The following is a 22968-nucleotide window of genomic DNA, read 5'->3' on the forward strand; positions in this document are numbered from 1 at the left end:
TCAGTTCAGTCCGCAGAGTTGGCGCAGGCGCGCGGTGTCCAGATGCTGCTCGACCAGGTCGGCCAGGCGCTCGATGTCGCGTTCGCGCAGGGCGTGATAGTCGATTTGCTCTACCTCCTGCAGCCCAGCCCAGCGCAACAGCGCGGCGCAGCTATGCGGCGCCTCGAACAGGCCATGCAGGTAGGTGGCGAAGATCTGCCCGTCGGCACTGAGGGCGCCGTCGGCGCGGCCATCGTCCAGTTGCACCGCCGGGCGCTGCAGGGCCGGCCCCTGGGTTACGCCGGCATGAATCTCGTAGCCGCTGATGGCTGCCTGTTCCAGTTGCAGGGTGCCAGCGACATTGCGCAACTGCTTCTCGGCTTCCAGCACGGTGACAAAGTCCAGCAGCCCCAGGCCATCGCTGGCACCGGCAGGCCCTTCCAGGCCCAATGGGTCTTCCACACGCTGGCCGAGCATCTGCAGCCCGCCGCAAATGCCCAGCACCTTGCCGCCATAACGCAGGTGGCGGCTGATCGCCTCGTCCCAGCCGCGCTCGCGCAACTGTGCCAGATCGCCGCGTACGCTCTTGGAGCCAGGCAGGATGATCAGGTCGGCCGGCGGAATCGGCTGGCCGGGGCCGATGAACTGCAAATCGACCTGCGGGTGCAGGCGCAGCGGGTCGAAATCGGTGTGGTTGCTGATACGCGGCAGCACCGGCACGATGACCTTGAGCTGACGCCCGGCCTTGATGCCCTGGCGCTGGTCGATGCTGTCTTCGGCTTCCAGGTGCAGGTCCAGCACATAGGGCAGCACGCCCAGCACCGGTTTGCCGGTACGTGCTTCGAGCCAGTCCAGGCCCGGCTGGAGCAAAGCGATATCACCGCGAAAACGGTTGATGACAAAGCCCTGGACCCGTGCCTGTTCGCTCGGCGAGAGCAATTCCAGGGTGCCGACCAGATGGGCGAAGACCCCGCCGCGGTTGATGTCGGCAATCAGAATCACCGGGCAGTCCACCGCCTCGGCGAAGCCCATGTTGGCGATGTCGCCGGCACGCAGGTTAATCTCGGCCGGCGAGCCAGCACCTTCGACCATCACCAGCGGATAGGCCGCGCTCAGGCGCTGGTGCGAGGCCAGTACCGCCTGCATGGCGATGGCCTTGTAGTCGTGATAGGCCACGGCATTCATGCTGGTGACCGCGCGGCCATGGACGATCACCTGGGCACCGGTGTCGCTGTTGGGCTTGAGCAGCACCGGGTTCATGTCGGTGTGCGGCGCCAGGCCGGCCGCCTGGGCCTGGACCGCCTGGGCCCGGCCGATCTCGCCACCTTCGGCGGTCACGGCGCTGTTGAGCGCCATGTTCTGCGGTTTGAACGGCACCACCGCAACGCCCTGGCGCAGCAGCCAGCGGCACAGCGCGGTCACCAGGGTGCTTTTGCCGGCATCGGAGGTGGTGCCCTGCACCATCAGGGTGGTCATGGTTGTTCCTTGCGGTATTCGCTGAAGGCCAGGGCCAGGCGCTGGAAGTCCTGCTCGCTGGCCGGCAGGCCGAAGCGCAGGCTGGGCGGCTGGGTGAACAGGCGCAGGAGGATACCGCGCCGGGCCATGAATTCATGCAGCTGCGCCGCCTGATCGGTGACCAGGTACTGGAACAGGTCGCAGCTGCCGTGGGGGGCAAAACCTGCCGCGCTGAGTACCCCGGCCAAACGCTGGCTGGCAGCGGCGCAGCGAACAATCTGCTGTTGATGCGCGACGCTATCGAGCAGGCAGGCCTGGCCGAGGACCCGGGTCGGGCCGCTGATGGTCCAGGGCCCGAGCTGTTCGGCGAGCAGCTGCAACAGATGACGTTCAGCCAGGACAAAGCCCAGGCGTACACCGGCCAAGCCAAAGAACTTGCCGAACGAGCGCAGCACAATCAGCCCGGAGCGCTCGGCATGCGCGGCGATGCTGTGTTGCGGGGTGTTGTCCATGAAGGCTTCATCGACCAGCAGCCAGCCGCCCCGGCGAGCCAGGCGCGCGTGCCATTCCAACAGTTGCTCGGCAGATATCAACCGAGCGCTGGGGTTGTTGGGGTTGACCACCACCAGCACGTCGAGGCTGTCGAGGTAGTAATCGACCTGATCTTCAGGCAATTCGCGCACCCGGTGCCCGGCGCGGCGCCAGCCTTCGGCGTGTTCGGCGTAGCATGGCGACAGGACGCCGACCGTGCCGGGGCGGCGCAGACGCGGCAAGGCCTGGATCGCCGCCTGGGAACCGGCCACCGGCAGCAGTTGCTCGACCTGGTAATACTCGCAGGCCGCCCGCTCCAGGCCGTCGTCGGTCTCGGGCAGGCGCGCCCAGGCGCGCAGCGGGATCTCGGGGATTGGATAAGGCCAGGGAGCAATGCCGCTGGACAGGTCCAGCCAGTCTTCGCGGGCAATGCCGTACTGCTGCACTGCGCGTTGCAGGCGACCACCGTGTTCAAGCATAGAATTCAGCCCCCAGGCACACCAACAGCAACCACAACCACACGCCCTGGCAGACCAGGCGCCAGCCGCGCTCGATGGCCTCGGCATCGGCCTGCGGGCCTTCGCCCAGTTGCGGGCGCTGGTGCAGCTCGCCGTGGTACACCGCCGGGCCGCCCAGCTCGACACCCAGCGCCCCGGCGCCGGCAGCCATCACCGGGCCGGCGTTGGGGCTGTCCCACAACGGCGCCTGGCGCCGCCAGCAGCTCAGGGCCAGGCGGGTCTTGCCCAGCAGCGCGTAGGTCAGGGCCACCAGCCGCGCGGGAATATAGTTGAGCAAGTCGTCGATTTTCGCGGCGGCCCAGCCGAAGCGTTCGAAGCGTTCATTACGATAGCCCCACATCGCGTCGAGGGTGTTGCTCAGGCGATAGAGCACCACCCCCGGTACGCCAGCGACGACGAACCAGAACAGCGCGGCAAACACCGCATCGCTGCCGTTCTCCAGCACCGATTCGGTGGCGGCGCGGGCCACGGCGGTTTCATCCAGCTCGCGGGTTTCGCGGCTGACCAGATAACCTACGCGCTGCCGGGCTTTTTCCAGGTCGCCCTGGCGCAAGGCTTCGGCCACCGGCGTCACGTGCTCGCCGAGGCTGCGCAGGCCCAGGGCGCAGTACAACGCCAGCACTTCGACCAGCCAGCCAATGTACGGCAGCCAGGACAGCAGCATGGCCACGAAGGTCAGCGGCACCACCGCCAGGAACCAGGCGCTGACACCATGGCTGCGCCAACCACGGCCACCGGCATTCAAGCGTTGCTCCAGACGCCCGGCCAGGCGCCCGAAGGCCACCAGTGGATGCCGGCGCTTGGGCTCGCCCAGCAGCGCATCCAGCGCCACCCCGGCCACCGTCAGCAACGCCACACTCATCAAGACTCTCCCCAGTGATTTTCAAACAGCATGTCGTGCAGCGGTCGCGCCGTGGTCCAGCCTTCGAGCACCAGCATCGGCGCCGGGTAAAACGCCTGCACCGGGCCCAGGCAAAGGATCGCCAGCGGCTTGGCGCCGGCCGGCATGCCCAGCAACTCGGCCAGGGCCTGGGGCTCGAACAGCGACACCCAGCCCATGCCCAAGCCTTCGGCGCGGGCGGCCAGCCAGAGGTTCTGGATCGCACAGGACAGCGACGCCAGGTCCATCTCCGGCAAGGTCCGGCGGCCGAAGATATGCGCTTCGCGTTCATCCATCAGCGCGGCGACCAGCAGTTCGGCGCAGTCGTTGATCCCTTCGACCTTGAGTTTCATGAAGTCGTCGGAGCGCTCGCCCAGGGCTTGCGCGGTACACAACCGCTCCTCTTCCACCAGGGCCTGGATACGCTGACGCAGTTCCCGTTGAGTGATGCGGATAAACCGCCAGGGCTGCATCAAGCCGACGCTGGGCGCCTGGTGCGCAGCCTCAAGCAAACGGGCGAGCAGTTCAGGGGCGACTTCGCCGCCGCTGAAATGGCGCATGTCACGGCGCTCGCCGATCGCGCGATAGACCGCCGCGCGTTCGGCTTCGGTAAAAGCATGTTCGTTCATGGACACAACAGCGCCGCCGACGCCTGGGGGTTGGAAGCAAAGTAGAAATGCACGTAGGACGCCGTCAGCCGCCCGTGGCGATAGACCGCCTCGGCACCGCGGCCACCGTTGGGGCTCTGGCCACGGGCAATCGGTTCAAGTTCGGTGCTGGTCAGCGAGTGATGGTAGGTGTGCCCGCGCAAGGTGCCTTCGGGCAGTTCCACCGCCTGCAGAGCCAGGGCGGCCAGGCGCTTCTGCATCACCGCCTCGCCGGCCAGCAGGCCGAGCAGTTCGGCACGCTCGCCGCCGACATCGGTAAGGGCCTCGAGCAGGTAAAGCATGCCGCCGCATTCGGCCAGCAATGGCTTGCTGGCGTGATGGTGGGCGCGAATGGCTTCGAGCATCGGTGTGTTGCTCGCCAGCGCCTGGTGATGCAGCTCCGGGTAACCACCGGGCAGGTACAAACTGTCAGCATCCGGCAGGCTGGCATCATGCAGCGGCGAGAAGAACGCCAGCTGCGCCCCCATGGCCCGCAGCAGATCGAGGTTGGCGCCATAGGTGAAGGCAAAGGCTTCGTCGCGGGCAACCGCGATGCGCACACCCTGCAACAAGGGCTCGATCGCCCGCTCGGTCGGCGCGGCGAACCTCACCGCCGGCGGCAAGGCCGCATCGCAACTGGCACCGAGGGCGGCGGCAGCCGCATCCAGGCGGGCATCGAGGTCGTTCAGCTCACTCGCCTGCACCAGGCCCAGGTGGCGGCTGGGCAGCTCGATGCCGGTTTCCCGTGACAGACCGCCGTACCAGCGCAAGCCTTCGGTCAGGCTGCCTTCGAGCAACTGGGCATGGCGCAGGGTACCGACGCGGTTGGCCAGTACCCCGGCAAACGGCAGGTCCGGCTGATAGCGCGCCAGGCCCAGGGCCAGGGCGCCAAACGTCTGGGCCATGGCCGTGCCATCGATCACCGCCAGCACCGGTACGCCAAAATGACGGGCCAGGTCAGCGCTCGATGGCGTGCCATCGAACAACCCCATGACCCCTTCGATCAGGATCAGGTCGGCCTCAGCCGCCGCTTCCCACAACAACCGGCGGCTTTCCTGCTCGCCGACCATCCACAGGTCAAGCTGATACACCGGCGCACCACTGGCGCGCTCAAGGATCATCGGGTCGAGAAAATCCGGGCCGCACTTGAACACCCGAACCTTGCGCCCCTGGTTGCGATGCAGGCGCGCCAGCGCGGCGGTCACTGTGGTCTTGCCCTGGCCGGAGGCCGGTGCGGCAATCAATACCGCCGGGCAATGGCGCGCGTCACTCATAGTTCGACGCCCTTCTGGGCGCGAATACCGGCCTGGAAAGCGTGCTTGATCAAGCCCATTTCGGTGACGGTGTCGGCCAGTTCGATCATTTCATCCTTGGCCGCACGACCGGTGACGATCACGTGCTGCATCGGCGGGCGCGCCTGCAGGTCGCTGAGGACCTGGTCCAGATCGAGGTAACCGTGCTTGAGGGCGATGTTCAGTTCATCGAGCACCACGAAGGCGATCGACGGGTCCTGGAGCATCTGCCGCGACACCGCCCAAGCGGCTTCGGCGGCGGCGATATCACGCTGGCGGTCCTGGGTTTCCCAGGTAAAGCCCTCGCCCATCACGTGGTAGCGCACCTGCTCGGGAAAACGGCGGAAAAACAGCTCCTCACCGGTGCTGTTGCGGCCTTTGATGAACTGCACCACACCGCACTGCATGCCGTGGCCCATGGCCCGGGCAAGCATGCCGAAGGCCGAACTGCTCTTGCCCTTGCCGTTGCCGGTGAGCACCAGCAGCAGGCCGCATTCGTTGGGCGAATTGGCGATGCGCTCGTCGATGACGGCCTTCTTGCGCTGCATACGGGCCAGGTGGCGTTCGTCGCGCTCGGTGGATTCAGTCATGAGGTTCTCCGCAAACCACTGTCGGCCGGCCCGCAACGAGCCTGGCAGCCTGTGGTTGCTCAAGGATCGCGAAGGAAACGGCGTGACAGATGAATGGATATGGCAGACGGAAAACGCGCAGGGCTGCGGCACAGGCCGGAGGAACCGCGCATCACCCTCCGTGATGCCGTTGGCTGTTACAGGCCGGTCTCCGGGCTTGTGAGCGGGGCCATGAACACCCGGGACCGCGCGCCTTCCCGGGTTGAACACCCAGTGGCCCTGCGCGGCCTTGACTCACCTACCGTTGCGGGGGCAGCGCCGGATTCGCGCGCCTTGCACGCCCACCGGCTTCCCTGTTTCACCCTGCCAGGCCATAGCCCACAGAGCACCTGAAACAAGTCGCGAAGGTTAGAGGGTTGCACCCGGAGCGTCAATGAAAGGCGCTGAACTGGCCTGGATCAATGGCGCCTTTGTCATCTTGTGTAACACTGACTTCAGTGATATCAAATAGCCATAACTTCGGCTGTACTCGATCACAACTATAAGGGAGAGCAGCATGCAAGGCCTGATCATCAATAACGCGCGCCTGGAGTTCCTGCGCCCCGCCCTGGAACGTTGGGTTGATTGCATCGACCGCTTCAACCAGACCCTCGGCGATGGCGAGGCGCCCTACTGGCACGGCGCCCAGGCCAACCTCGGCCTGCTCTCGGCCGCCGCCTGGCAAGCCGAGCTGGTGACCCTGCAACAGCACCAGAGCAAGAAACAGCGCGAGGACGGTGATCGTGAAGGCCGCTGCGACCTGTACATCGCCAACCACGAAGAAGCCGCCTACCTGCAAGGCAGCCAGCGCTGGCCAAAGATTGCCAAGCTCGATTTGAACAACGCCCTGGCCGAGACCGTTTACGCCGCCCGGCAGATCGCTACGCCCAGCCAGCTCAAGGTTGCCGCGCTGTTCGCCAGCCCCTGGAAAGCCGGCCAGCACGCCAGCCCCGAAGAGCTGCAGGACCTGGTCGACGACCTGCAAAAGCACAACGCCTGCGCCATCGCCTGGTACTTCCCCTACGCTTACCGCAAGCTGCACAACGAAGCCGGCCAGTATTACCCCGGCATCGCCCTGCTGCTCAAGCAGGCCTGAAGCGGGGAACCTCCCACGCCTGGCCCGCCTCTACTGGCAATAGCGGCCAATGTTGCGAGGGAAACGACATGGGTATCAAGCCGATTGCACTGCTGCTGGCAGTGACAGCGGGGTTAAGCGGCTGCGGCGAGCACGCGCGCCTGGATGTCAGCGACGGGGTTGGCCCGTCGCCGCAGTTGCCTGAACCCAACAAGACCCTGATCCCCACCGTCAACATCGCCCCTGCCATAGGCTGGCCCCCGGGCATGACGCCCAAGGCCGCCCCCGGCACCCAGGTAGTGGCCTTCGCCGAAGGCCTGGACCACCCGCGCTGGCTCTATGCCCTGCCCAATGGCGATATCCTGGTTGCCGAAACCAATGCCCCACCCAAGCCCGATAACGGCATGGGCATTCGTGGCTGGGTGGTGGGCAAGATCATGGACCGGGCGGGCGCCGGCGTCCCCAGTGCCAACCGTATCAGCCTGCTGCGCGACAGCGACCATGACGGCGTGGCGGAAACCCGCACGACCTTTATCGAGCACCTCAATTCGCCCTTCGGCATGGCCCTGGTTGGCAATGACTTTTACGTCGCCGACACCGATCGCCTGCTGCGCTTTCACTACCAACCCGGCGCCACCTCGATCCACGGCCCCGGCACGCCGGTGGCTGACCTGCCGGGCGGTACGCTGAACCATCACTGGACCAAGAACGTGATCGCCAGCCGGGATGGCAAGAAGCTCTACGTCACTGTCGGCTCCAACAGCAATGTCGGCGAGAACGGCATGGACCAGGAAAAAGGCCGTGCGGCGATCTGGGAAATCGACCCGGCCAGCGGCCAGCAGCGCATCTTCGCCTCTGGCCTGCGCAACCCCAACGGCCTGGCGTGGGAACCACACACCGGCCAGCTGTGGACCGCGGTCAACGAGCGCGACGAGATCGGCAGCGACCTGGTGCCCGACTACATCACTTCAGTCAAGGATGGCGGCTTCTATGGCTGGCCTTACAGCTATTTCGGTCAGCACGTCGATCAGCGGGTCAACCCTTCCGACCCGAACCTGGTGGCCAGCGCCATCGCCCCGGACTATGCCGTTGGGCCGCATACGGCTTCGCTGGGCCTGACCTTTGCCGAGCCGGGCGTGCTGCCGTCGCCGTTCGAGCAAGGCGCATTCATCGGCCAGCATGGCTCATGGAACCGCAAGCCGCACAGTGGCTACAAGGTGATCTTCGTGCCCTTCAGCACCGCTGGCAGGCCCGCAGGCAAACCGATTGACCTGCTGAGCGGGTTTCTCAATGACGAGGGCAAGGCCATGGGCCGGCCGGTGGGGGTGATCAATGACCAGCGTGGTGGCGTGCTGGTGGCTGATGATGTGGGCAACAAGATCTGGCGGGTGAGCAAGGCCAAGTGATCCGGAGGCCGCTATGCGGCCCATCGCCGGCAAGGCCGGCTCCCACACAGATCGCATGCACTATTACCCTGCGCCCTCTCAGCGCTTGCGGCACAAGGTCAAGCCATCGCCAATCGGCAGCATCGACAGGTCCACCCGCGGGTCATCCTTGAGCTTGTGGTTCAGTGCCTGGATGGCCCGGGTGTCTTCGCTGTCCGGCTTTTTCTCAAGCACCCGTCCGCTCCACAAGGTGTTGTCGAACAGCACCAGCCCGCCAGTACGCAGCAAGCGCAGGGACTCTTCCAGGTACTGCGGGTAATTGGCCTTATCGGCATCGATGAAGATCAGGTCATAGCGTTCTGACGGCAGTGTCGCCAGGGTTTGCAAGGCGGGTGCCAGGCGTAGTTCAATGCGCTCAGCGACTCCGGCCTCCTGCCAGTAGCGCCAGGCCACGGCGTTATAGCTGCCTTCAAGGTCGCAACAGAGCAACTGCCCATGCGCCATGGCCTGGGCCATGCACAAGGCGCTGTAGCCGGTGAACGTGCCCACCTCGATGATTCGCTGGGCGCCGATCAGGCGCACCAGCAGCGCCAGCAACTGGCCCTGCTCCGGCGCCACCTGCCAGCGCGCTTCAGGCAAGGCCTGGGTTTCGGCACGCAAGCGGGCGAGCAAGGGCGATTCGCGCAGCGATACGCTTTGCAGGTAGTGGTAGAGCGGGTCGTCGAGGTAGAGCGTCTGAGCGGTCATCGTCTACCTCGCGAAAGTCAGGGGTTACGCGCCAGGTGTGCCGGCTGCAGGACGCGCTTGGCGTTCAGGTAGGTTTTTTGCCAGTAACTGTTGGACAGGTAGTCCAGGCGCACCGTTCCACCGGTGGCCGGGGCATGGACGAAGCGCCCCTCGCCGACATAGATACCGGCATGGCTGACTTGCGATCCACCATTGGTGGCGAAGAACACCAGGTCACCGGATTGCAGCTCGTTGCGCTCGATGCTCGGCGCACGGATGCCGATCATTTCGCGGGTCGAACGGGGTAGCGAGATACCGGCGGCATCGCGATACACATAGCCAATCAGGCCACTGCAATCGAAACCCGAATCCGGGGTATTGCCGCCCCAGCGGTAAGGCGTGCCGACCAGGCCCAGGGCACGGAACAACACGTCTTCGGCAACCGGGGAGAAGTACACTTGCGGCGCCATCACCGCAGGCTCGACCACTTTACGCGGGGCCGGGGCATGGCTTGAGCAGGCACCAAGCAGTGCCGCGAGGGAAAGTACCGCGAAGCGCGCCATCATCGCCATGGTCAGAACATCCTGTCTGAAGCCGCTCCGGCCAGAGCCGAAAAGAGTTGAGAGTTTAGATTAGACGCTTTCTGTAAACACGCACGGCGACGAGCTTTTCAGCTGCGTCGCCGTGGTCGAACCTGTCGAAGGATCAGTTGCGCGAAATGGTGGTCGCGGCCGGAGCCATGGCCAGTGCACGCTTGGCTTCGATGAAGGTCTTGCTCCAGTAGCGATCACCGAGCTTGTCGATGCGCACACCACCGCTGCGGCGGCTGCTGGAGTGGATGAACTGGTCGTCACCGAGGTAAATCCCGGCGTGGCTGACGCGCCCGCGACCATTGGTGCTGAAGAACAGCAGGTCGCCTGGCTTGAGGTTGTTGCGAGCAACCAGCGGGGCCTTGACGTTGATCATTTCGCGGGTGGAGCGCGGCAGGTTGAGGCCGGCTTCTTCGCGGAACAGGTAGCCGATGAAGCCGCTGCAATCAAAACCGGTGTTCTCGGAGGTACCACCGAAACGGTAGCGGGTACCGATCAGCGACATGCCGCGCTCGAGAATGTTGTCGGCCAGGGCTGGCAGCTGGTAAGGCTTGCTGCTGGCGAAATCTTGCAGCTCTGCTTCGGTGGCCAGCTCTTCCTCGAGCGTCGCCTGGACGGAGGACTTGGTCGAAACCTGAGCGGAAACCGGTTGCTGCTGAACCTGCTGCTGCGATACGGGACCGGTGGTCGCGCAGCCAAAAAGCAGGGTCACGAGTGCGAGGGGCACGAGGGGTGCGAAGCGATTTAGCATGGGCACGACCGTGTCTGGAATTTAAAGAAGCCGAGACTATGCCTTCTATCGCATCGATTTGCAAATTCAATCGAAAAAAATGTGACTTTTACGTGCCGAGGCTCTAGCCCCTGCCTTACCAGCCCAACGTTTCTTTCAAAAACGGGATGGTGAGCTTGCGCTGAGCCTGCAACGAGGCCTGATCGAGGCGCTCGAGCAGGTCGAACAATGCACTCATGCTGCGGGTACCACGGGTGAGAATGAAGTGCCCGACCTCGTCGGTCAGGTGCAGACCACGGCGCGAAGCGCGTAATTGCAGGGCGCGCAGCTTGTCTTCATCCGACAGCGCACGCATCTGGAAGATCAGTGCCAGGGTCAGGCGCGACTTCAGGTCAGCCAGTTTGATCGGCAGTTCGCGGGGCGAGCTGGAGGCGGCCAGAAGCAGGCGCCGGCCACTGTCGCGCAGGCGGTTGAAGAGGTGGAACATGGCCTCCTCCCACTCCGGCTTGCCGGCAATCACGTGCAGGTCGTCGAGGCAAACCAGTTCGTACTGCTCGAGGTTGTCGAGCAGTTCGACGCCGCGGTCGAGCAATTGCGCCAGGGGCAGGTAGACCGCCGGCTCCCCCAGTTGCTCGAAGCGCAGGCAGGCAGCCTGCAGCAGGTGGGTACGGCCTACACCTTGCTTGCCCCACAGGTAGATCAGGCTTTCGGTCCAGCCGGCGTCGGCTTCGCAGAGTCGCTCGACGTAGCCCAAAGCGGCGGCGTTGGCACCCGGATAGTAGTTGATGAAGGTGGCGTCATCACGCAGACGCACACCCAGGGGCAACTGGATCGGTTTCATGCTGGCTGGGCAGTTCCGGGGAACCGCAAGGGGCCTTTTGTGAAAAGTCTGCAAAGTTTATACCCGTGGCGCCGGTCGCACAATCGGCGCAGACCACAAGTAAAATCAAAGGCTTGCATAAGCGTACAAGCGCCAATACAAGCCAGGTGCTATCAAGCTAGAGATCCGGGTCGATTTCGCCGGCGTAAATATCCGACTCTTTATACAGGTCATGCACATGGCGCAGCAGCACCATGATCACCGCCGCCACCGGCAGGGCCAGCAGCACCCCGGTAAAGCCGAACATTTCGCCACCGGCGAGAATCGCGAAAATCACCGCCACCGGGTGCAAGCCGATACGGTCACCCACCAGCAGCGGCGTCAGCACCATGCCTTCGAGCGCCTGGCCGACCATGAACACGGCAGCGATACCAAGCAATGGATAGGGGGCGCCACCGAACTGGAACAGCCCGGCGATCATCGCCGCGCTGATACCGATGATGAAGCCCATGTACGGCACGATCGCCGCCAGGCCCGCCAGCAGGCCGATCAACAGGCCAAGCTCCAGGCCCACCAGCATCAACCCCGAGGCATAGATGATCCCCAGGGCCAGCATCACCAATAGCTGGCCACGGACGAAGGCGCCGAGCACCTCGTGACATTCACCGGCAAGCGCCACCGCCCGCTCCTCGCGCTGACGCGGCAGCAGGCTGCGGATCTTGGCCATCATCAGGTCCCAATCGCGCAACAGGTAGAAGCTCACCACCGGAATCAGCACCAGGTTGGCCAGCCAACCGATCAGGGCCAGGCCCGAAGCCGTGGCCTGGGACAGGATGATCCCGACGATGTCGGTGGTCTGGCCCATGTGCTCGCTGATGGCGGCCTTGATCTTGTCGAACTTCCAGAAACCGTCGGCCAGGCCCAGGCGCGCCTGCACCCAGGGCAAGGCCACATGCTGCAGCCAGTCGAGCATCTGCGGCGCCAGCTCGTACAGGCGCACCAGTTGCTTGGCCAGCATCGGCACCAGCACCAGTAGCAACACGGTCAACAGCAGGGTGAACAGGGCAAAGACCACCACCACGCCCCAGGTGCGCGACAGGCCGGCGCGCTCCAGGCGATCGACCAGCGGGTCGGCCAGGTAGGCCAGCAGGATGCCGACCAGAAACGGCGAAAGAATCGGGTGCAGCCAATAGAGCAAGGCCGCGCACAGCAGCGCCCCGCCTACCCATACCCAGCGGCGTGTATCAGTCATGAACGGCTCCCGGCCAGGTCAGGGTTTACCAACGGAAACGCAACCCGTTGAAGGCTTGCGCAGCCGCAGCCTGGGTTGCCCCGGGGTGGGCCGGATCGACGGCGGCAGGTGTCGCTGGCGCTTCGGGCGGCAGTTCCTGCAATTTGGCCAGGCCCAGTTGCGCGCGCAGCTGATCGCTGTTGCCAGTGACCTGGTAGGTCAGGGTATCGCCCTGCACGGCCTTCAGGCGTGCACCGTAGGGCTCGAGCACCCGCCCCAGTTCGGCATAGCGCTCCAGGGTCATGCCCTGGACCTGCACCTGCATCTCGCTGCTGGCGCCTGGACGGGCCACAAAACGCGGAGCCAGGCGGCTACTGACCGCAAGCATCACCGCATCGGCCAGGGCAGCCTGATCAGCGCCTTCGGCAGTGCCCTGCTCGCGTTGCTCCCCCAACCACAGGCGCCATTTACCCTGCCATTTGCCATCGGCTTCGCTGGCGTGCACCGCCAGCAAGGCATCGGCGCCATAACGCTCGGAAGCCTCACGCAGCGGCGCCGGGTCTGTGCCTTCAAGGTTCTTGCCGGTGGCCACCAGTTGTTCCTGCAAATCGGCCAGTGGCAAGCGCAGCGGCAAGCCGCGATGCTGGGCGGCACGACGCAGCGGTTCGGCACTGCCCTGGCCGTCGCCAACCAGGCTCGAGCCTTCGGCGCTGTCGTTCAACCACCAACCGAGGATCGATGGCCGGTTGTTACCCCACAGGGCCAGGCCAGCCTGGCGCAAGGCGCGCTCGGTACTGCCCGGGTCGAAGTCGACCAGCACGGTTTCCGGCGGACCGGCCTCGAAACCGAACTGACTGATGATTTGTTGCGGATCTTTACGCAGTGCCGCCAGGCCCGGGCTTTGCGCCGCCTTGGCATCGCCGGTCAGGCGCAACACCAGGGTCTCGAGGGCTTTTTCGGTGGCCTGGGTACGGGCATCGGCGCCCTGACCGCTGACCGGTTCGCGGACCTGGTACAGGCCGGAGAGGGTTTCGGCCTGAGCCGAGAGGCCGAACAGGGCCAGACAGCTGGCGGCCAGGTAATTACGCAAACGCATGAAGGATTCCTGTCCTGAAAATAAAGAAGCGTGGGCTCAACAAACGGATGCAGCTCAGACCGCAGCCCCCGGCAAATCATTCAACCGCGAGCACTAAATTGTGCCCATCGCCTTTGCTATACCTTATACAGCCTGCGCCGTGGCAACCAGTCGCGCACTGTTAAAGCGTATTTTTAGCCAGATAATAGCTCTGCCCGTCGGCCTGAGGATGGCCGCTACCGGGCAACCCTGATAAAATCGCGCGCCTTCGCAGACCGGCGACGGTCGGGCAGCCGGATTTCCCTCCGCCTTGCCTGGCAGGTCACGGTCGATTCCCCCGAATCCCTCCCCCTAAAGGCCTGGATCATGAGCAAGCAACCCTCCCTGAGCTACAAGGACGCCGGTGTAGACATCGACGCCGGTGAAGCATTGGTCGAACGCATCAAAGGCGTTGCCAAGCGCACGGCGCGCCCGGAAGTCATGGGCGGCCTGGGCGGTTTTGGCGCCCTCTGCGAAATCCCGGCCGGCTACAAGCAGCCGGTTCTGGTCTCCGGTACCGACGGCGTCGGCACCAAGCTGCGTCTGGCGCTGAACCTGAACAAGCACGACAGCATCGGCCAGGACCTGGTCGCGATGTGCGTCAACGACCTGGTGGTCTGTGGTGCCGAGCCGCTGTTCTTCCTCGACTACTACGCCACCGGCAAATTGAATGTCGACGTTGCCGCCACCGTGGTTACCGGTATCGGCGCTGGCTGCGAACTGGCTGGCTGCTCCCTGGTCGGCGGTGAAACCGCTGAAATGCCAGGCATGTACGAAGGCGAAGACTACGACCTGGCCGGTTTCTGCGTCGGCGTGGTGGAAAAAGCCGAAATCATCGACGGCTCCAAGGTTGCCACCGGCGACGCCCTGATCGCCCTGCCATCGTCCGGCCCGCACTCCAACGGCTACTCGCTGATCCGCAAGATCATCGAAGTCTCCGGCGCCGATATCGAAACCGTACAGCTCGACGGCAAACCGCTGACCGAACTGCTGATGGCCCCGACCCGCATCTACGTCAAGCCGCTGCTCAAGCTGATCAAGGACACCGGTGCGGTCAAGGCCATGGCCCACATCACTGGTGGCGGTCTGCTCGACAACATTCCGCGGGTGCTGCCAAAAGGCGCCCAGGCCGTGGTTGACGTGGCCAGCTGGGAACGCCCGGCGGTATTCAACTGGCTGCAGCAGCAAGGCAACGTCGACGAGCACGAAATGCACCGCGTGCTGAACTGCGGCGTCGGCATGGTCATCTGCGTTGCCCAGGACCAGGTCGACAACGCCCTGAACGTCCTGCGTGAAGCCGGCGAGCAGCCATGGGTGATCGGCCAGATCGGCGTAGCCGCCGAAGGCGCTGCCCAGGTCGAGCTGAAGAACGTCAAGGCGCACTGATGCCGAGCACGACCTGTGATGTCGTGGTGCTGTTGTCCGGCACCGGCAGCAACCTGCAAGCGTTGATCGACAACACCCGCACCGGCGACAGCCCGGTGCGGATCTGCGCGGTCATCTCCAACCGCGCCGACGCCTATGGCCTGCAGCGCGCCAAAGACGCCGGCATCGCCACCGCCGTGCTCGACCACAAGGCCTTTGACGGCCGCGAGGCGTTCGACACGGCGCTGGTCGAGCTGATCGATGGCTACCAGCCGCAGCTGGTGGTACTGGCCGGCTTCATGCGCATCCTCAGTGCCGGTTTCGTCCGTCACTACCAGGGCCGCCTGCTGAACATCCACCCTTCCCTGCTGCCCAAGTACAAAGGCCTGCACACCCATCAACGGGCGCTCGAGGCCGGCGATGCCGAGCATGGCTGCAGCGTGCACTTCGTCACCGAGGAACTCGATGGCGGGCCGCTGGTCGTACAGGCAGTAATACCGGTAGAGTTGGATGACACGCCAGAACGTCTGGCACAGCGGGTTCACAGCCAGGAACACCTGATCTATCCGCTGGCGGTGCGCTGGTTTGCCGAGGGCCGTTTGCGCCTGGGCGAACACGGTGCTCTACTGGATGGCCAGCCTCTGGCGGCCAGCGGCCACTTGATTCGACCCTAGGAGAAATTATGCGTCGTGCCCTGCTCTTCGCTCTCGCCGTGCTCGCCTTGCCGCTGCAGGCAGCCGATCTGAAGCCGTTCTCGGCCAGCTACACCGCCGACTGGAAGCAGCTGCCCATGAGCGGCACTGCCGAGCGCAGCCTGGAAAAGAACGCCAACGGTACCTGGAACCTCAATTTCAAGGCGTCGATGATGATCGCCAGCCTGACTGAGCAAAGTACCCTGCGCCTGGACAAGGACACCCTGCTGCCTCAGACCTACCACTTCGAACGTGGCGGCCTGGGCAAGGCCAAGAAGGTCGATCTGGATTTCGACTGGAACAGCAAGAAGATCACCGGCACTGACCGCGGCGACGCGATCAACCTGCCGCTCAACCGCGGCGTGCTGGACAAGTCCACCTATCAACTGGCCCTGCAGCACGACGTGGCAGCGGGCAAGAAGAGCGTGAGCTACCAGGTGGTCGATGGCGACGAGATCGATACCTACGACTTCCGTGTCCTGGGTACGGAAAAGGTCACCACCAAGACCGGCCAGGTCGAAGCCATCAAGGTCGAGCGCGTGCGCGACCCGAGCCAGAGCAAGCGCATCACCGAACTGTGGTTCGCCAAGGACTGGGACTACCTGCTGGTACAACTGCGTCAGGTCGAAACGGACGGCAAGGAGTACGTGATCGTGCTGCAGGACGGTACGGTCGATGGCAAGGCGGTCAAGGGCAACTGATAGCCCTGATTGCTGGTAGCAACCGAAACCCCGCCTGGTGCGGGGTTTTTTATTGCCCTTGGCCAGTCAGCCCCAAGAGCCCGCGCCTACGTGAAAGATGTTTCATGCGCCAGTCATTTACTTAGCCTGCTAACAAATTCTATAAAAGAGACCTGCGACACGGTGCCGCAGTTAACTGAAAGTGGAGTTTGCAGATGACTGTCAAAGTAACTGAGCGCGACGAAAGCAAAATGTCTCACGAAGGCCTGGCTGCAGGCGTGCGCATCTGGGATGTGCATCAGCAGGGCGAGCTGGTCGGCATGTTCCACAACGAGCACGAGGCCCACAGCTACCGCATCGAGCTGGAATACCTCGAGACCAGACGGCAACAGCAATAACCCCATGCAAAAAAACAAACCCCGCCGAAGCGGGGTTTGTCGTTATTACCACATCAGATCGTCAGGGATCACGTAGGCCGCGTACGGATCGTCGGCATCCGGCTCTTCAACCTGGGTGTTGAGCAGGACGATACGCTGTGGGTCGCGCTCCTGGATCTTCAGCGCCGCCTCACGGGGGATCACTTCATAACCGCCAGCATGGGCAACGATGGCCAGTGAGCCGCTGCTCAGCTTGCTGCGCATCAGGGCGTTGACCGACAGGCGCTTGACCTTCTTGTCGTCGACGAAGTTGTAGTAGTCCTCGGTGGTCAGCTTGGGCAGGCGCGAGACCTCGATCAATTGCTTGACCTGGGCGGCGCGGGCCTTCTGCTCGGCCTTCTCCTGCTGCTGGCGGTTGAGCTCCTGGTCGCGCTTGGCTTTCTCGGCCATGGCTTCCTTGGCCAGCCGCTGCTGGGTATCGTCGACTTCGACCTGGCCTTTGTGCTCCAGGCGCTTTTGTTTCTTCTGTTCTTTACTGACCTGCTTGACCTGTTTCTGGTTGACCAGACCGGCCTTGAGCAATTGGTCGCGAAGGGAAAGGCTCATCGTTCACTCACTTATGCAACAGCTCAGCCGCAGCTGGGCAGGTTCTTTTCCTGACGTTTGGCTTCGCCCCAGAGCGCGTCCATGTCTTCGAGGGTGCAATCTTCGATCGGACGGCCTATGTCGCGCAATGCCTGTTCGATAAAACGGAAACGTCGTTCAAACTTTTTGTTGGCCCCGCGCAGGGCGTTTTCCGGGTCGACCTTAAGGTGCCGGGCCAGATTCACTGCTGCGAACAACAGGTCACCGAGCTCATCGGCGAGGGCCACGCTGTCGTCGTCGGCCATGGCCTGGAGCACTTCATCGAGCTCTTCACGGACCTTGTCGAGCACCGGCAAGGCATCCGGCCAGTCGAAACCGACCTGGGCCGCGCGCTTTTGCAGTTTGGCCGCCCGCGACAACGCCGGCAAGGCTGCCGGCACATCATCGAGCAACGACAACTGCTCGGGCTCGCCCTTCTCGGCGCGCTCCTGGGCCTTGATTTCTTCCCAGCGCTGCTTGACCTGGGTGTCGTCGAGCTTGGGCGTGTCGAGCGCGGCGTAGAGCTCACCGTTAGGGAACACGTGCGGGTGACGGCGAATCAGCTTGCGGGTAATGCTGTCGACCACGCCGTCGAATTCGAAGCGGCCCTCTTCCCGTGCCAGCTGGCTGTAGTAGACCACCTGGAACAACAGGTCGCCGAGTTCACCCTGCAGGTGCTCGAAGTCGCTGCGTTCGATGGCGTCGGCCACTTCGTAGGCTTCTTCGAGGGTGTAGGGGACGATGGTCGCGTAAGTCTGCTTGAGATCCCAGGGGCAGCCGTGCTGCGGGTCGCGCAGGCGGGCCATGAGGTGGAGCAGGTCGTCTAGGGTATACATCTTGGGTTCCTTATCGCGGGTCAAGCCCGCTCCCACAGAGGATGCTGTGGGAGCGGGCTTGACCCGCGATAGCAGTCTTACGGCGTACGGTTACGCCGCGTCTCGATGATGTTCGGCAGCTGCGAGATCCGCCCCAGCAAGCGCCCGAGGGCATCCAGGCCAGGGATCTCGATGGTCAGCGACATCAATGCGGTGTTGTCTTCCTTGTTCGAGCGGGTGTTGACCGCCAGCACGTTGATCCGCTCGTTGAGCAGGACCTGGGAAACGTCACGCAACAAGCCCGGACGATCGTAGGCACGGATGATAATATCCACCGGATAGGTCTGCACCGGCACCGGGCCCCAGCTGACCTGAATGATCCGCTCCGGCTCGCGTCCGGCCAGTTGCAGCACCGAGGCGCAATCCTGGCGGTGGATGGTGACGCCGCGGCCCTGGGTGATGTAGCCGACGATCGCATCGCCCGGCAACGGCTGGCAGCAACCGGCCATCTGCGTCAGCAGGTTGCCGACACCCTGGATCTGGATGTCGCCACGCTTGCCCGGCTTGTAGCCGGTGGCCTTGCGTGGCACCAGCTCGACATGGTCGCTGCGCTCCGGCTCCACCAGTTGCTGGGCGGCGTTGACCAGGTGCGCCAGGCGCAAGTCACCGGCGCCCAGCGAGGCAAACATGTCCTCGGCGGTGCGCAGGTTGGCTTTTTCCGCCAGGCGCTCGAAGTCGACCTGCGGCAGGCCCAGGCGGTTGAGTTCGCGCTCGAGCAGGGTCTTGCCGGCGGCGACGTTCTGGTCGCGGGCCTGCAACTTGAACCAGTGGACGATCTTCGCCCGCGCCCGCGAGGTGGTGACATAGCCCAGGTTCGAGTTCAGCCAGTCGCGGCTGGGGTTACCGTGCTTGCTGGTGATGATCTCGACCTGCTCACCGGTCTGCAAGCTGTAGTTGAGCGGCACGATACGGCCGTTGATCTTCGCCCCGCGGCAGTTATGGCCGATCTCGGTGTGCACCCGGTAGGCGAAGTCCAGCGGCGTGGCGCCCTTGGGCAGGTCGATGGCGTGGCCATCCGGGGTGAACACGTAGACCCGGTCCGGCTCGATATCGACGCGCAACTGTTCGGCCAGGCCGCCGATGTCCCCCAGTTCTTCGTGCCATTCCAGCACCTGACGCAACCAGGAGATTTTCTCCTCGTAGTGGTTGGAGCTGGATTTGACGTCGGTGCCCTTGTAACGCCAGTGCGCGCAGACGCCGAGCTCGGCCTCTTCGTGCATGGCATGGGTACGGATCTGCACCTCGAGCACCTTGCCCTCAGGGCCGATCACCGCCGTGTGCAACGAGCGGTAGCCGTTCTCCTTGGGGTTGGCGATGTAGTCGTCGAACTCTTTGGGGATGTGCCGCCAGAGGGTGTGGACGATGCCCAGCGCGGTGTAGCAGTCGCGCATTTCCGGGACCAGCACGCGCACCGCGCGCACGTCGTAGATCTGGCTGAATTCCAGGCCCTTGCGCTGCATTTTGCGCCAGATCGAATAGATATGCTTGGCCCGGCCGCTGATATCGGCATTGACGCCGGTGGCCAGCAGCTCGTTCTGCAGTTGGCTCATCACGTCGCTGATAAAGCGCTCGCGGTCCAGCCGGCGTTCATGCAAAAGCTTGGCAATCTGCTTGTACTGGTCGGGTTCGAGGTAGCGGAAGGACAGGTCTTCCAGCTCCCACTTGATATGACCGATACCCAGGCGATGGGCCAGCGGCGCATAGATATCGAACACTTCGCGAGCGACGCGGTTGCGCTTCTCGTCGTCGGCGCCCTTGACCGCGCGGATCGCGCAGGTACGTTCGGCCAGCTTGATCAATGCCACACGGACATCGTCGACCATGGCCACGAGCATCTTGCGCAGGTTCTCGACCTGCGCCTGGGAGCCCAGCACCAGCGACTGGCGCGGGCTGAGGCTGGCACTGATGGCGGCCATGCGCAGCACACCGTCGATCAGTTTGGAGACCACCGGGCCAAAGCGCTGGCCGACTTCAGCCAGGGTTACCTTGCCTTCGCGCACGGCGCGGTAGATGACCGCGGCAACCAGCGAGTCCTGGTCGAGCTTGAGGTCGGCGAGGATTTCGGCGATTTCCAGGCCGGCCTGAAAACTCGACGTACCATCGGCCCAGGAATGCTTGGCCGGGTTGCCCTTCTTCTCGACGTCCTGGGCGAACTCGCAGGCGGCCTTGAGGGCCTCCCGGTCCAGCGCCAGGTCGACGCTCACCACATGATCCAGCCATGCTTCGAGATTGATACTGCCGTCGGTATTGACCGGCTGGTGCACTCTCACCTGTACCATCTTTGTTTACCTTTCCCTACAGCGCATTCGCGATGCGCTTGAAATCACTGGTGCTGCCCCTGCCGGACCCAAGGTGCAGCGCCGAACGCGTCAGCCTGGCTAACCCGCTTCGAATAACGCCATGGCTTCGACATGCGCCGTCTGAGGAAACATGTCGAGAATCCCGGCACATTTTAACCGGTAACCCTGCCTGACCAGTTCGACGGTGTCGCGGGCCAGGGTCGCCGGGTTGCACGATACATAAACAAGACGTTTCGCCCCAAGGTCTGCGATTTTTCGCACCACCTCATAAGCGCCGTCGCGCGGTGGGTCCAAGAGTACCGCAGAAAAGCCTCCTGCGGCCCAGCCCGACGCCGCCAAAGGCTGCGATAAATCGGCCTGAAAAAACTGCGTGTTATGCAAATTGTTGCTACGAGCATTGGCTGCCGCCCGCTCGACCATTGCCTGTACCCCTTCCACCGCCACCACTTCCCGCGCCTGCCGGGCCAGCGGCAGAGCGAAGTTGCCCAGCCCACAGAACAGGTCAAGCACGCGTTCATCCGCCTGCGGCGCCAACCAGGCCAGGGCCTGCTCGATCATCGCGGTGTTGACCTGGGCGTTGACCTGGACAAAATCGCCGGGCCGGTAGGCAAGCTCAAGGTTCCAGGGTTCAAGGTAAAAACCAAGACTCTGACCGGCATCCACTGGCGAAGGTTCACCTTCGCCTTGCAACCACAGTTGTACACCCGCCTCGACGCAGAACGCCTGCAGGCGCGCCAAGTCACCCTCGCCCAATGGCCCGGTATGACGCAACAGCAGCGCCAGCGCGGTACCGCTGAACAGCTCGACGTGGCCAACCACCTGCGGCTTGCTCAGGCTACGCAACAGCGTCGGCAGGTGGCGCATGATCGACTGCAAGGGTTGTACCAGCACCGGGCAATCGTCGATGGCGACGATGTCCTGACTGGCTTCGGCGCGAAAACCCACTTCGAGATTTTTCGCCTTGTTGTCCCAACGCACGGCAACCCGCGCCCGACGCCGGTAGCCGAACTCCGGCCCGGTCAGCGGCGCTGCCCAGTGCTCGGGTTGCACGCCCGCGACCCGCTGCAACTGCTCGGCCAGCAGGCGCTGCTTGAGCGCCAGTTGATCGGCATGGGGCAGATGCTGCAGGTTGCAGCCACCACAGCGGTCGAAGTACTTGCACGGGGCCTCGCGGCGCGCCGGGCTGGCAATGAACACCCGCTCCAGACGGGCCTCGACCACCTTGCCGTGGGTATTGAGCACCCGCGCTTCGACCTCTTCCTCGGCCAGGGCGCCACTGACGAACCAGGTGCGGCCGTCGAGAAAGGCAATACCGCGGCCGTCACCGGCCAGGCGCTCGATGCTCAGGCGCTGTTTTTTACCGGTAGGGATCTGTGGCGCGCGGGTGCCACCGGCCGGCTGAAAGCGCAGGCCGCTGTTACGTTTGTTCTTGGACATCAGTTCACTGAATCGAAAATGCCGGTCGACAGATAACGGTCGCCACGGTCGCAAATGATCGCCACCATCACGGCGTTTTCCAGCTCGCGGGACAAGCGCAGCATGGCTGCCACTGCACCACCGGAGGACACGCCACAGAAAATGCCCTCTTCTCGGGCCAGCCTGCGGGTGGTTTCTTCGGCTTCGCTCTGGGTCATGTCGACCACGCGGTCAACGCGCTCGGACTGGTAGATTTTCGGCAGGTATTCCTGCGGCCAGCGACGGATGCCTGGGATGGCCGAGCCTTCCATCGGTTGCAGACCGATGATCTGCACCGCCGGGTTCTGCTCCTTGAGGTAGCGCGAGCAGCCCATGATGGTGCCGGTGGTACCCATGGAGCTGATGAAGTGGGTAATGGTGCCCTGGGTCTGGCGCCAGATTTCCGGGCCGGTGCTCACATAGTGAGCTTCAGGGTTGTCGACATTGCCAAACTGGTCGAGCACCAGGCCACGGCCTTCCGCCTGCAGACGGTCGGCAAGATCACGGGCGCCTTCCATGCCCTCTTCCTTGCTGACCAGGATCAGCTCGGCGCCATAGGCCGTCATCGCCGCCTTGCGCTCGGCGCTGGAATTGTCGGGCATGATCAGGATCATCTTGTAACCCTTGATCGCCGCCGCCATGGCCAGCGCGATACCGGTGTTGCCCGAGGTCGCTTCGATCAGGGTATCGCCCGGCTTGATCTGCCCACGCAGCTCGGCGCGGGTGATCATCGACAACGCCGGCCGGTCCTTGACCGAGCCTGCCGGGTTGTTGCCTTCGAGCTTGAGCAGGAGGGTATTGCTGGTGTCGCCGGCAATGCGCTGCAGGCGGACCAGAGGCGTGTTGCCGACGCAATCGGCGATGGTTGGGTACTGCAAGGTCATGGCGTATTCGCAATCCAGACTGCGGGGGCGCCTATCATACCGGCAAACGGGATTTGCCCATATCACGCAATGTGTTGGGGTTATAGCTGCAAGCTATAAGCAAGAGTTTACGGCCCTATCACTGGCAAGCCAGCT

23 protein-coding genes and 1 riboswitch are annotated in these 22968 nt (G+C 63.9%); of the genes, 6 read left to right on the top strand and 17 right to left on the bottom strand.

The window, feature by feature from the left end:
* From KHO53_RS03790 to cobO, 6 genes are read right to left on the bottom strand one after another with little or no spacing between them, the layout of a single operon-like run.
* Nucleotides 1–1455 (bottom strand): cobyric acid synthase, encoded by a 1455-nt coding sequence (locus KHO53_RS03790; protein WP_213570005.1) that lies wholly within the window; start codon nt 1453–1455, stop codon nt 1–3.
* A complete protein-coding gene (cobD, locus tag KHO53_RS03795) occupies nt 1452–2444 on the bottom strand; it encodes a threonine-phosphate decarboxylase CobD (protein WP_010220347.1) in 993 nt (330 codons plus the stop codon). Before cobD ends, KHO53_RS03790 begins: the two co-directional genes overlap by 4 nt.
* Nucleotides 2437–3345 carry an adenosylcobinamide-phosphate synthase CbiB gene (cbiB, locus tag KHO53_RS03800; protein WP_010220348.1) on the bottom strand — a complete coding sequence of 303 codons (909 nt, stop codon included), beginning with the start codon at nt 3343–3345 and terminating at the stop codon, nt 2437–2439. The genes cobD and cbiB overlap by 8 nt, the downstream gene beginning before the upstream one ends.
* Entirely contained in the window at nt 3345–3998 is a 654-nt protein-coding gene (bluB, locus tag KHO53_RS03805; RefSeq protein ID WP_213570006.1) for a 5,6-dimethylbenzimidazole synthase, read from the bottom strand. Before bluB ends, cbiB begins: the two co-directional genes overlap by 1 nt.
* Nucleotides 3989–5284 carry a cobyrinic acid a,c-diamide synthase CobB gene (locus tag KHO53_RS03810; RefSeq protein ID WP_100782161.1) on the bottom strand — a complete coding sequence of 432 codons (1296 nt, stop codon included), beginning with the start codon at nt 5282–5284 and terminating at the stop codon, nt 3989–3991. Before KHO53_RS03810 ends, bluB begins: the two co-directional genes overlap by 10 nt.
* Nucleotides 5281–5892 carry a cob(I)yrinic acid a,c-diamide adenosyltransferase gene (gene cobO / locus KHO53_RS03815; protein ID WP_213570007.1) on the bottom strand — a complete coding sequence of 204 codons (612 nt, stop codon included), beginning with the start codon at nt 5890–5892 and terminating at the stop codon, nt 5281–5283. The genes KHO53_RS03810 and cobO overlap by 4 nt, the downstream gene beginning before the upstream one ends.
* A 164-nt stretch (nt 5893–6056) precedes the next feature.
* A riboswitch (cobalamin riboswitch) is annotated at nt 6057–6279 on the bottom strand.
* A 148-nt stretch (nt 6280–6427) separates the two neighbouring features.
* On the opposite strand from cobO, the gene KHO53_RS03820 reads away from it, so the two are divergent.
* Both KHO53_RS03820 and KHO53_RS03825 read left to right on the top strand, forming a co-directional pair.
* Nucleotides 6428–7006 carry a hypothetical protein gene (locus KHO53_RS03820; protein ID WP_213570008.1) on the top strand — a complete coding sequence of 193 codons (579 nt, stop codon included), beginning with the start codon at nt 6428–6430 and terminating at the stop codon, nt 7004–7006.
* Nucleotides 7007–7074: 68 nt separating this feature from the next.
* A complete protein-coding gene (locus KHO53_RS03825; RefSeq protein WP_213570009.1) occupies nt 7075–8391 on the top strand; it encodes a PQQ-dependent sugar dehydrogenase in 1317 nt (438 codons plus the stop codon).
* Nucleotides 8392–8469: 78 nt separating this feature from the next.
* Here the strand turns inward: KHO53_RS03825 and KHO53_RS03830 are convergent, their stop codons facing one another.
* The 6 genes from KHO53_RS03830 to KHO53_RS03855 form a co-directional block, all read right to left on the bottom strand.
* Nucleotides 8470–9117, bottom strand: coding sequence for an O-methyltransferase (locus KHO53_RS03830; protein WP_010220354.1), 648 nt, complete (start codon nt 9115–9117; stop codon nt 8470–8472).
* A 17-nt stretch (nt 9118–9134) separates the two neighbouring features.
* Complete coding sequence (locus KHO53_RS03835) at nt 9135–9668, bottom strand: C40 family peptidase (protein ID WP_010220355.1); 534 nt, start codon at nt 9666–9668, stop codon at nt 9135–9137.
* 133 nt (nt 9669–9801) lie between these two features.
* Nucleotides 9802–10437: a C40 family peptidase gene (locus tag KHO53_RS03840; protein WP_036996589.1), complete on the bottom strand. Its 636-nt coding sequence runs from the start codon at nt 10435–10437 to the stop codon at nt 9802–9804.
* A gap of 115 nt (nt 10438–10552) precedes the next feature.
* Complete coding sequence (gene hda, locus KHO53_RS03845) at nt 10553–11257, bottom strand: DnaA regulatory inactivator Hda (RefSeq protein WP_010220358.1); 705 nt, start codon at nt 11255–11257, stop codon at nt 10553–10555.
* Nucleotides 11258–11414: 157 nt separating this feature from the next.
* Complete coding sequence (locus KHO53_RS03850) at nt 11415–12488, bottom strand: AI-2E family transporter (protein WP_010220359.1); 1074 nt, start codon at nt 12486–12488, stop codon at nt 11415–11417.
* Nucleotides 12489–12513: 25 nt separating this feature from the next.
* Nucleotides 12514–13563, bottom strand: a complete 1050-nt coding sequence (locus KHO53_RS03855; protein WP_213570010.1) for a DUF2066 domain-containing protein — start codon at nt 13561–13563, stop codon at nt 12514–12516.
* 345 nt (nt 13564–13908) lie between these two features.
* Here KHO53_RS03855 and purM point away from each other — a divergent pair, with 345 nt between their 5' ends.
* From purM to KHO53_RS03875, 4 genes are all read left to right on the top strand, one after another.
* Nucleotides 13909–14967: a phosphoribosylformylglycinamidine cyclo-ligase gene (gene purM / locus KHO53_RS03860; protein ID WP_010220361.1), complete on the top strand. Its 1059-nt coding sequence runs from the start codon at nt 13909–13911 to the stop codon at nt 14965–14967.
* Complete coding sequence (purN, locus tag KHO53_RS03865; RefSeq protein WP_010220362.1) at nt 14967–15620, top strand: phosphoribosylglycinamide formyltransferase; 654 nt, start codon at nt 14967–14969, stop codon at nt 15618–15620. The genes purM and purN overlap by 1 nt, the downstream gene beginning before the upstream one ends.
* Nucleotides 15621–15628: 8 nt before the next feature.
* Nucleotides 15629–16339, top strand: coding sequence for a DUF3108 domain-containing protein (locus KHO53_RS03870; protein WP_010220363.1), 711 nt, complete (start codon nt 15629–15631; stop codon nt 16337–16339).
* Nucleotides 16340–16533: 194 nt separating this feature from the next.
* Nucleotides 16534–16716: a hypothetical protein gene (locus KHO53_RS03875; RefSeq protein WP_010220364.1), complete on the top strand. Its 183-nt coding sequence runs from the start codon at nt 16534–16536 to the stop codon at nt 16714–16716.
* A gap of 45 nt (nt 16717–16761) precedes the next feature.
* Here the strand turns inward: KHO53_RS03875 and KHO53_RS03880 are convergent, their stop codons facing one another.
* From KHO53_RS03880 to cysM, 5 genes are all read right to left on the bottom strand, one after another.
* Complete coding sequence (locus KHO53_RS03880; protein WP_010220365.1) at nt 16762–17301, bottom strand: DUF2058 domain-containing protein; 540 nt, start codon at nt 17299–17301, stop codon at nt 16762–16764.
* A gap of 23 nt (nt 17302–17324) precedes the next feature.
* Nucleotides 17325–18155: a nucleoside triphosphate pyrophosphohydrolase gene (mazG, locus tag KHO53_RS03885; protein ID WP_010220366.1), complete on the bottom strand. Its 831-nt coding sequence runs from the start codon at nt 18153–18155 to the stop codon at nt 17325–17327.
* A gap of 77 nt (nt 18156–18232) precedes the next feature.
* Entirely contained in the window at nt 18233–20473 is a 2241-nt protein-coding gene (relA, locus tag KHO53_RS03890; RefSeq protein WP_010220367.1) for a GTP diphosphokinase, read from the bottom strand.
* Nucleotides 20474–20572: 99 nt separating this feature from the next.
* Entirely contained in the window at nt 20573–21931 is a 1359-nt protein-coding gene (gene rlmD, locus KHO53_RS03895; protein ID WP_159389044.1) for a 23S rRNA (uracil(1939)-C(5))-methyltransferase RlmD, read from the bottom strand.
* A complete protein-coding gene (cysM, locus tag KHO53_RS03900; RefSeq protein WP_026001147.1) occupies nt 21931–22833 on the bottom strand; it encodes a cysteine synthase CysM in 903 nt (300 codons plus the stop codon). Before cysM ends, rlmD begins: the two co-directional genes overlap by 1 nt.
* Nucleotides 22834–22968 lie beyond the last annotated feature (135 nt).

It is taken from the genome of Pseudomonas sp. RC2C2 (assembly GCF_018390435.1).
In the GTDB taxonomy this organism is placed as follows: Bacteria; Pseudomonadota; Gammaproteobacteria; order Pseudomonadales; family Pseudomonadaceae; genus Aquipseudomonas; species Aquipseudomonas donghuensis.

What these genes read in the sequence shown, in the direction of transcription:
- cobD (WP_010220347.1), bottom strand. Translation starts at nt 2,444, where the DNA reads ATGCTTGAACACGGTGGTCGCCTGCAACGCGCAGTGCAGCAGTACGGC.
- cysM (WP_026001147.1), bottom strand. Translation starts at nt 22,833, where the DNA reads ATGACCTTGCAGTACCCAACCATCGCCGATTGCGTCGGCAACACGCCT.
- purN (WP_010220362.1), top strand. Translation starts at nt 14,967, where the DNA reads ATGCCGAGCACGACCTGTGATGTCGTGGTGCTGTTGTCCGGCACCGGC.
- mazG (WP_010220366.1), bottom strand. Translation starts at nt 18,155, where the DNA reads ATGTATACCCTAGACGACCTGCTCCACCTCATGGCCCGCCTGCGCGAC.
- KHO53_RS03825 (WP_213570009.1), top strand. Translation starts at nt 7,075, where the DNA reads ATGGGTATCAAGCCGATTGCACTGCTGCTGGCAGTGACAGCGGGGTTA.
- cbiB (WP_010220348.1), bottom strand. Translation starts at nt 3,345, where the DNA reads ATGAGTGTGGCGTTGCTGACGGTGGCCGGGGTGGCGCTGGATGCGCTG.
- relA (WP_010220367.1), bottom strand. Translation starts at nt 20,473, where the DNA reads ATGGTACAGGTGAGAGTGCACCAGCCGGTCAATACCGACGGCAGTATC.
- KHO53_RS03840 (WP_036996589.1), bottom strand. Translation starts at nt 10,437, where the DNA reads ATGCTAAATCGCTTCGCACCCCTCGTGCCCCTCGCACTCGTGACCCTG.
- KHO53_RS03810 (WP_100782161.1), bottom strand. Translation starts at nt 5,284, where the DNA reads ATGAGTGACGCGCGCCATTGCCCGGCGGTATTGATTGCCGCACCGGCC.
- KHO53_RS03855 (WP_213570010.1), bottom strand. Translation starts at nt 13,563, where the DNA reads ATGCGTTTGCGTAATTACCTGGCCGCCAGCTGTCTGGCCCTGTTCGGC.
- KHO53_RS03830 (WP_010220354.1), bottom strand. Translation starts at nt 9,117, where the DNA reads ATGACCGCTCAGACGCTCTACCTCGACGACCCGCTCTACCACTACCTG.
- KHO53_RS03875 (WP_010220364.1), top strand. Translation starts at nt 16,534, where the DNA reads ATGACTGTCAAAGTAACTGAGCGCGACGAAAGCAAAATGTCTCACGAA.
- KHO53_RS03820 (WP_213570008.1), top strand. Translation starts at nt 6,428, where the DNA reads ATGCAAGGCCTGATCATCAATAACGCGCGCCTGGAGTTCCTGCGCCCC.
- KHO53_RS03835 (WP_010220355.1), bottom strand. Translation starts at nt 9,668, where the DNA reads ATGGCGATGATGGCGCGCTTCGCGGTACTTTCCCTCGCGGCACTGCTT.
- KHO53_RS03850 (WP_010220359.1), bottom strand. Translation starts at nt 12,488, where the DNA reads ATGACTGATACACGCCGCTGGGTATGGGTAGGCGGGGCGCTGCTGTGC.
- cobO (WP_213570007.1), bottom strand. Translation starts at nt 5,892, where the DNA reads ATGACTGAATCCACCGAGCGCGACGAACGCCACCTGGCCCGTATGCAG.
- hda (WP_010220358.1), bottom strand. Translation starts at nt 11,257, where the DNA reads ATGAAACCGATCCAGTTGCCCCTGGGTGTGCGTCTGCGTGATGACGCC.
- KHO53_RS03880 (WP_010220365.1), bottom strand. Translation starts at nt 17,301, where the DNA reads ATGAGCCTTTCCCTTCGCGACCAATTGCTCAAGGCCGGTCTGGTCAAC.
- purM (WP_010220361.1), top strand. Translation starts at nt 13,909, where the DNA reads ATGAGCAAGCAACCCTCCCTGAGCTACAAGGACGCCGGTGTAGACATC.
- rlmD (WP_159389044.1), bottom strand. Translation starts at nt 21,931, where the DNA reads ATGTCCAAGAACAAACGTAACAGCGGCCTGCGCTTTCAGCCGGCCGGT.
- KHO53_RS03870 (WP_010220363.1), top strand. Translation starts at nt 15,629, where the DNA reads ATGCGTCGTGCCCTGCTCTTCGCTCTCGCCGTGCTCGCCTTGCCGCTG.
- KHO53_RS03790 (WP_213570005.1), bottom strand. Translation starts at nt 1,455, where the DNA reads ATGACCACCCTGATGGTGCAGGGCACCACCTCCGATGCCGGCAAAAGC.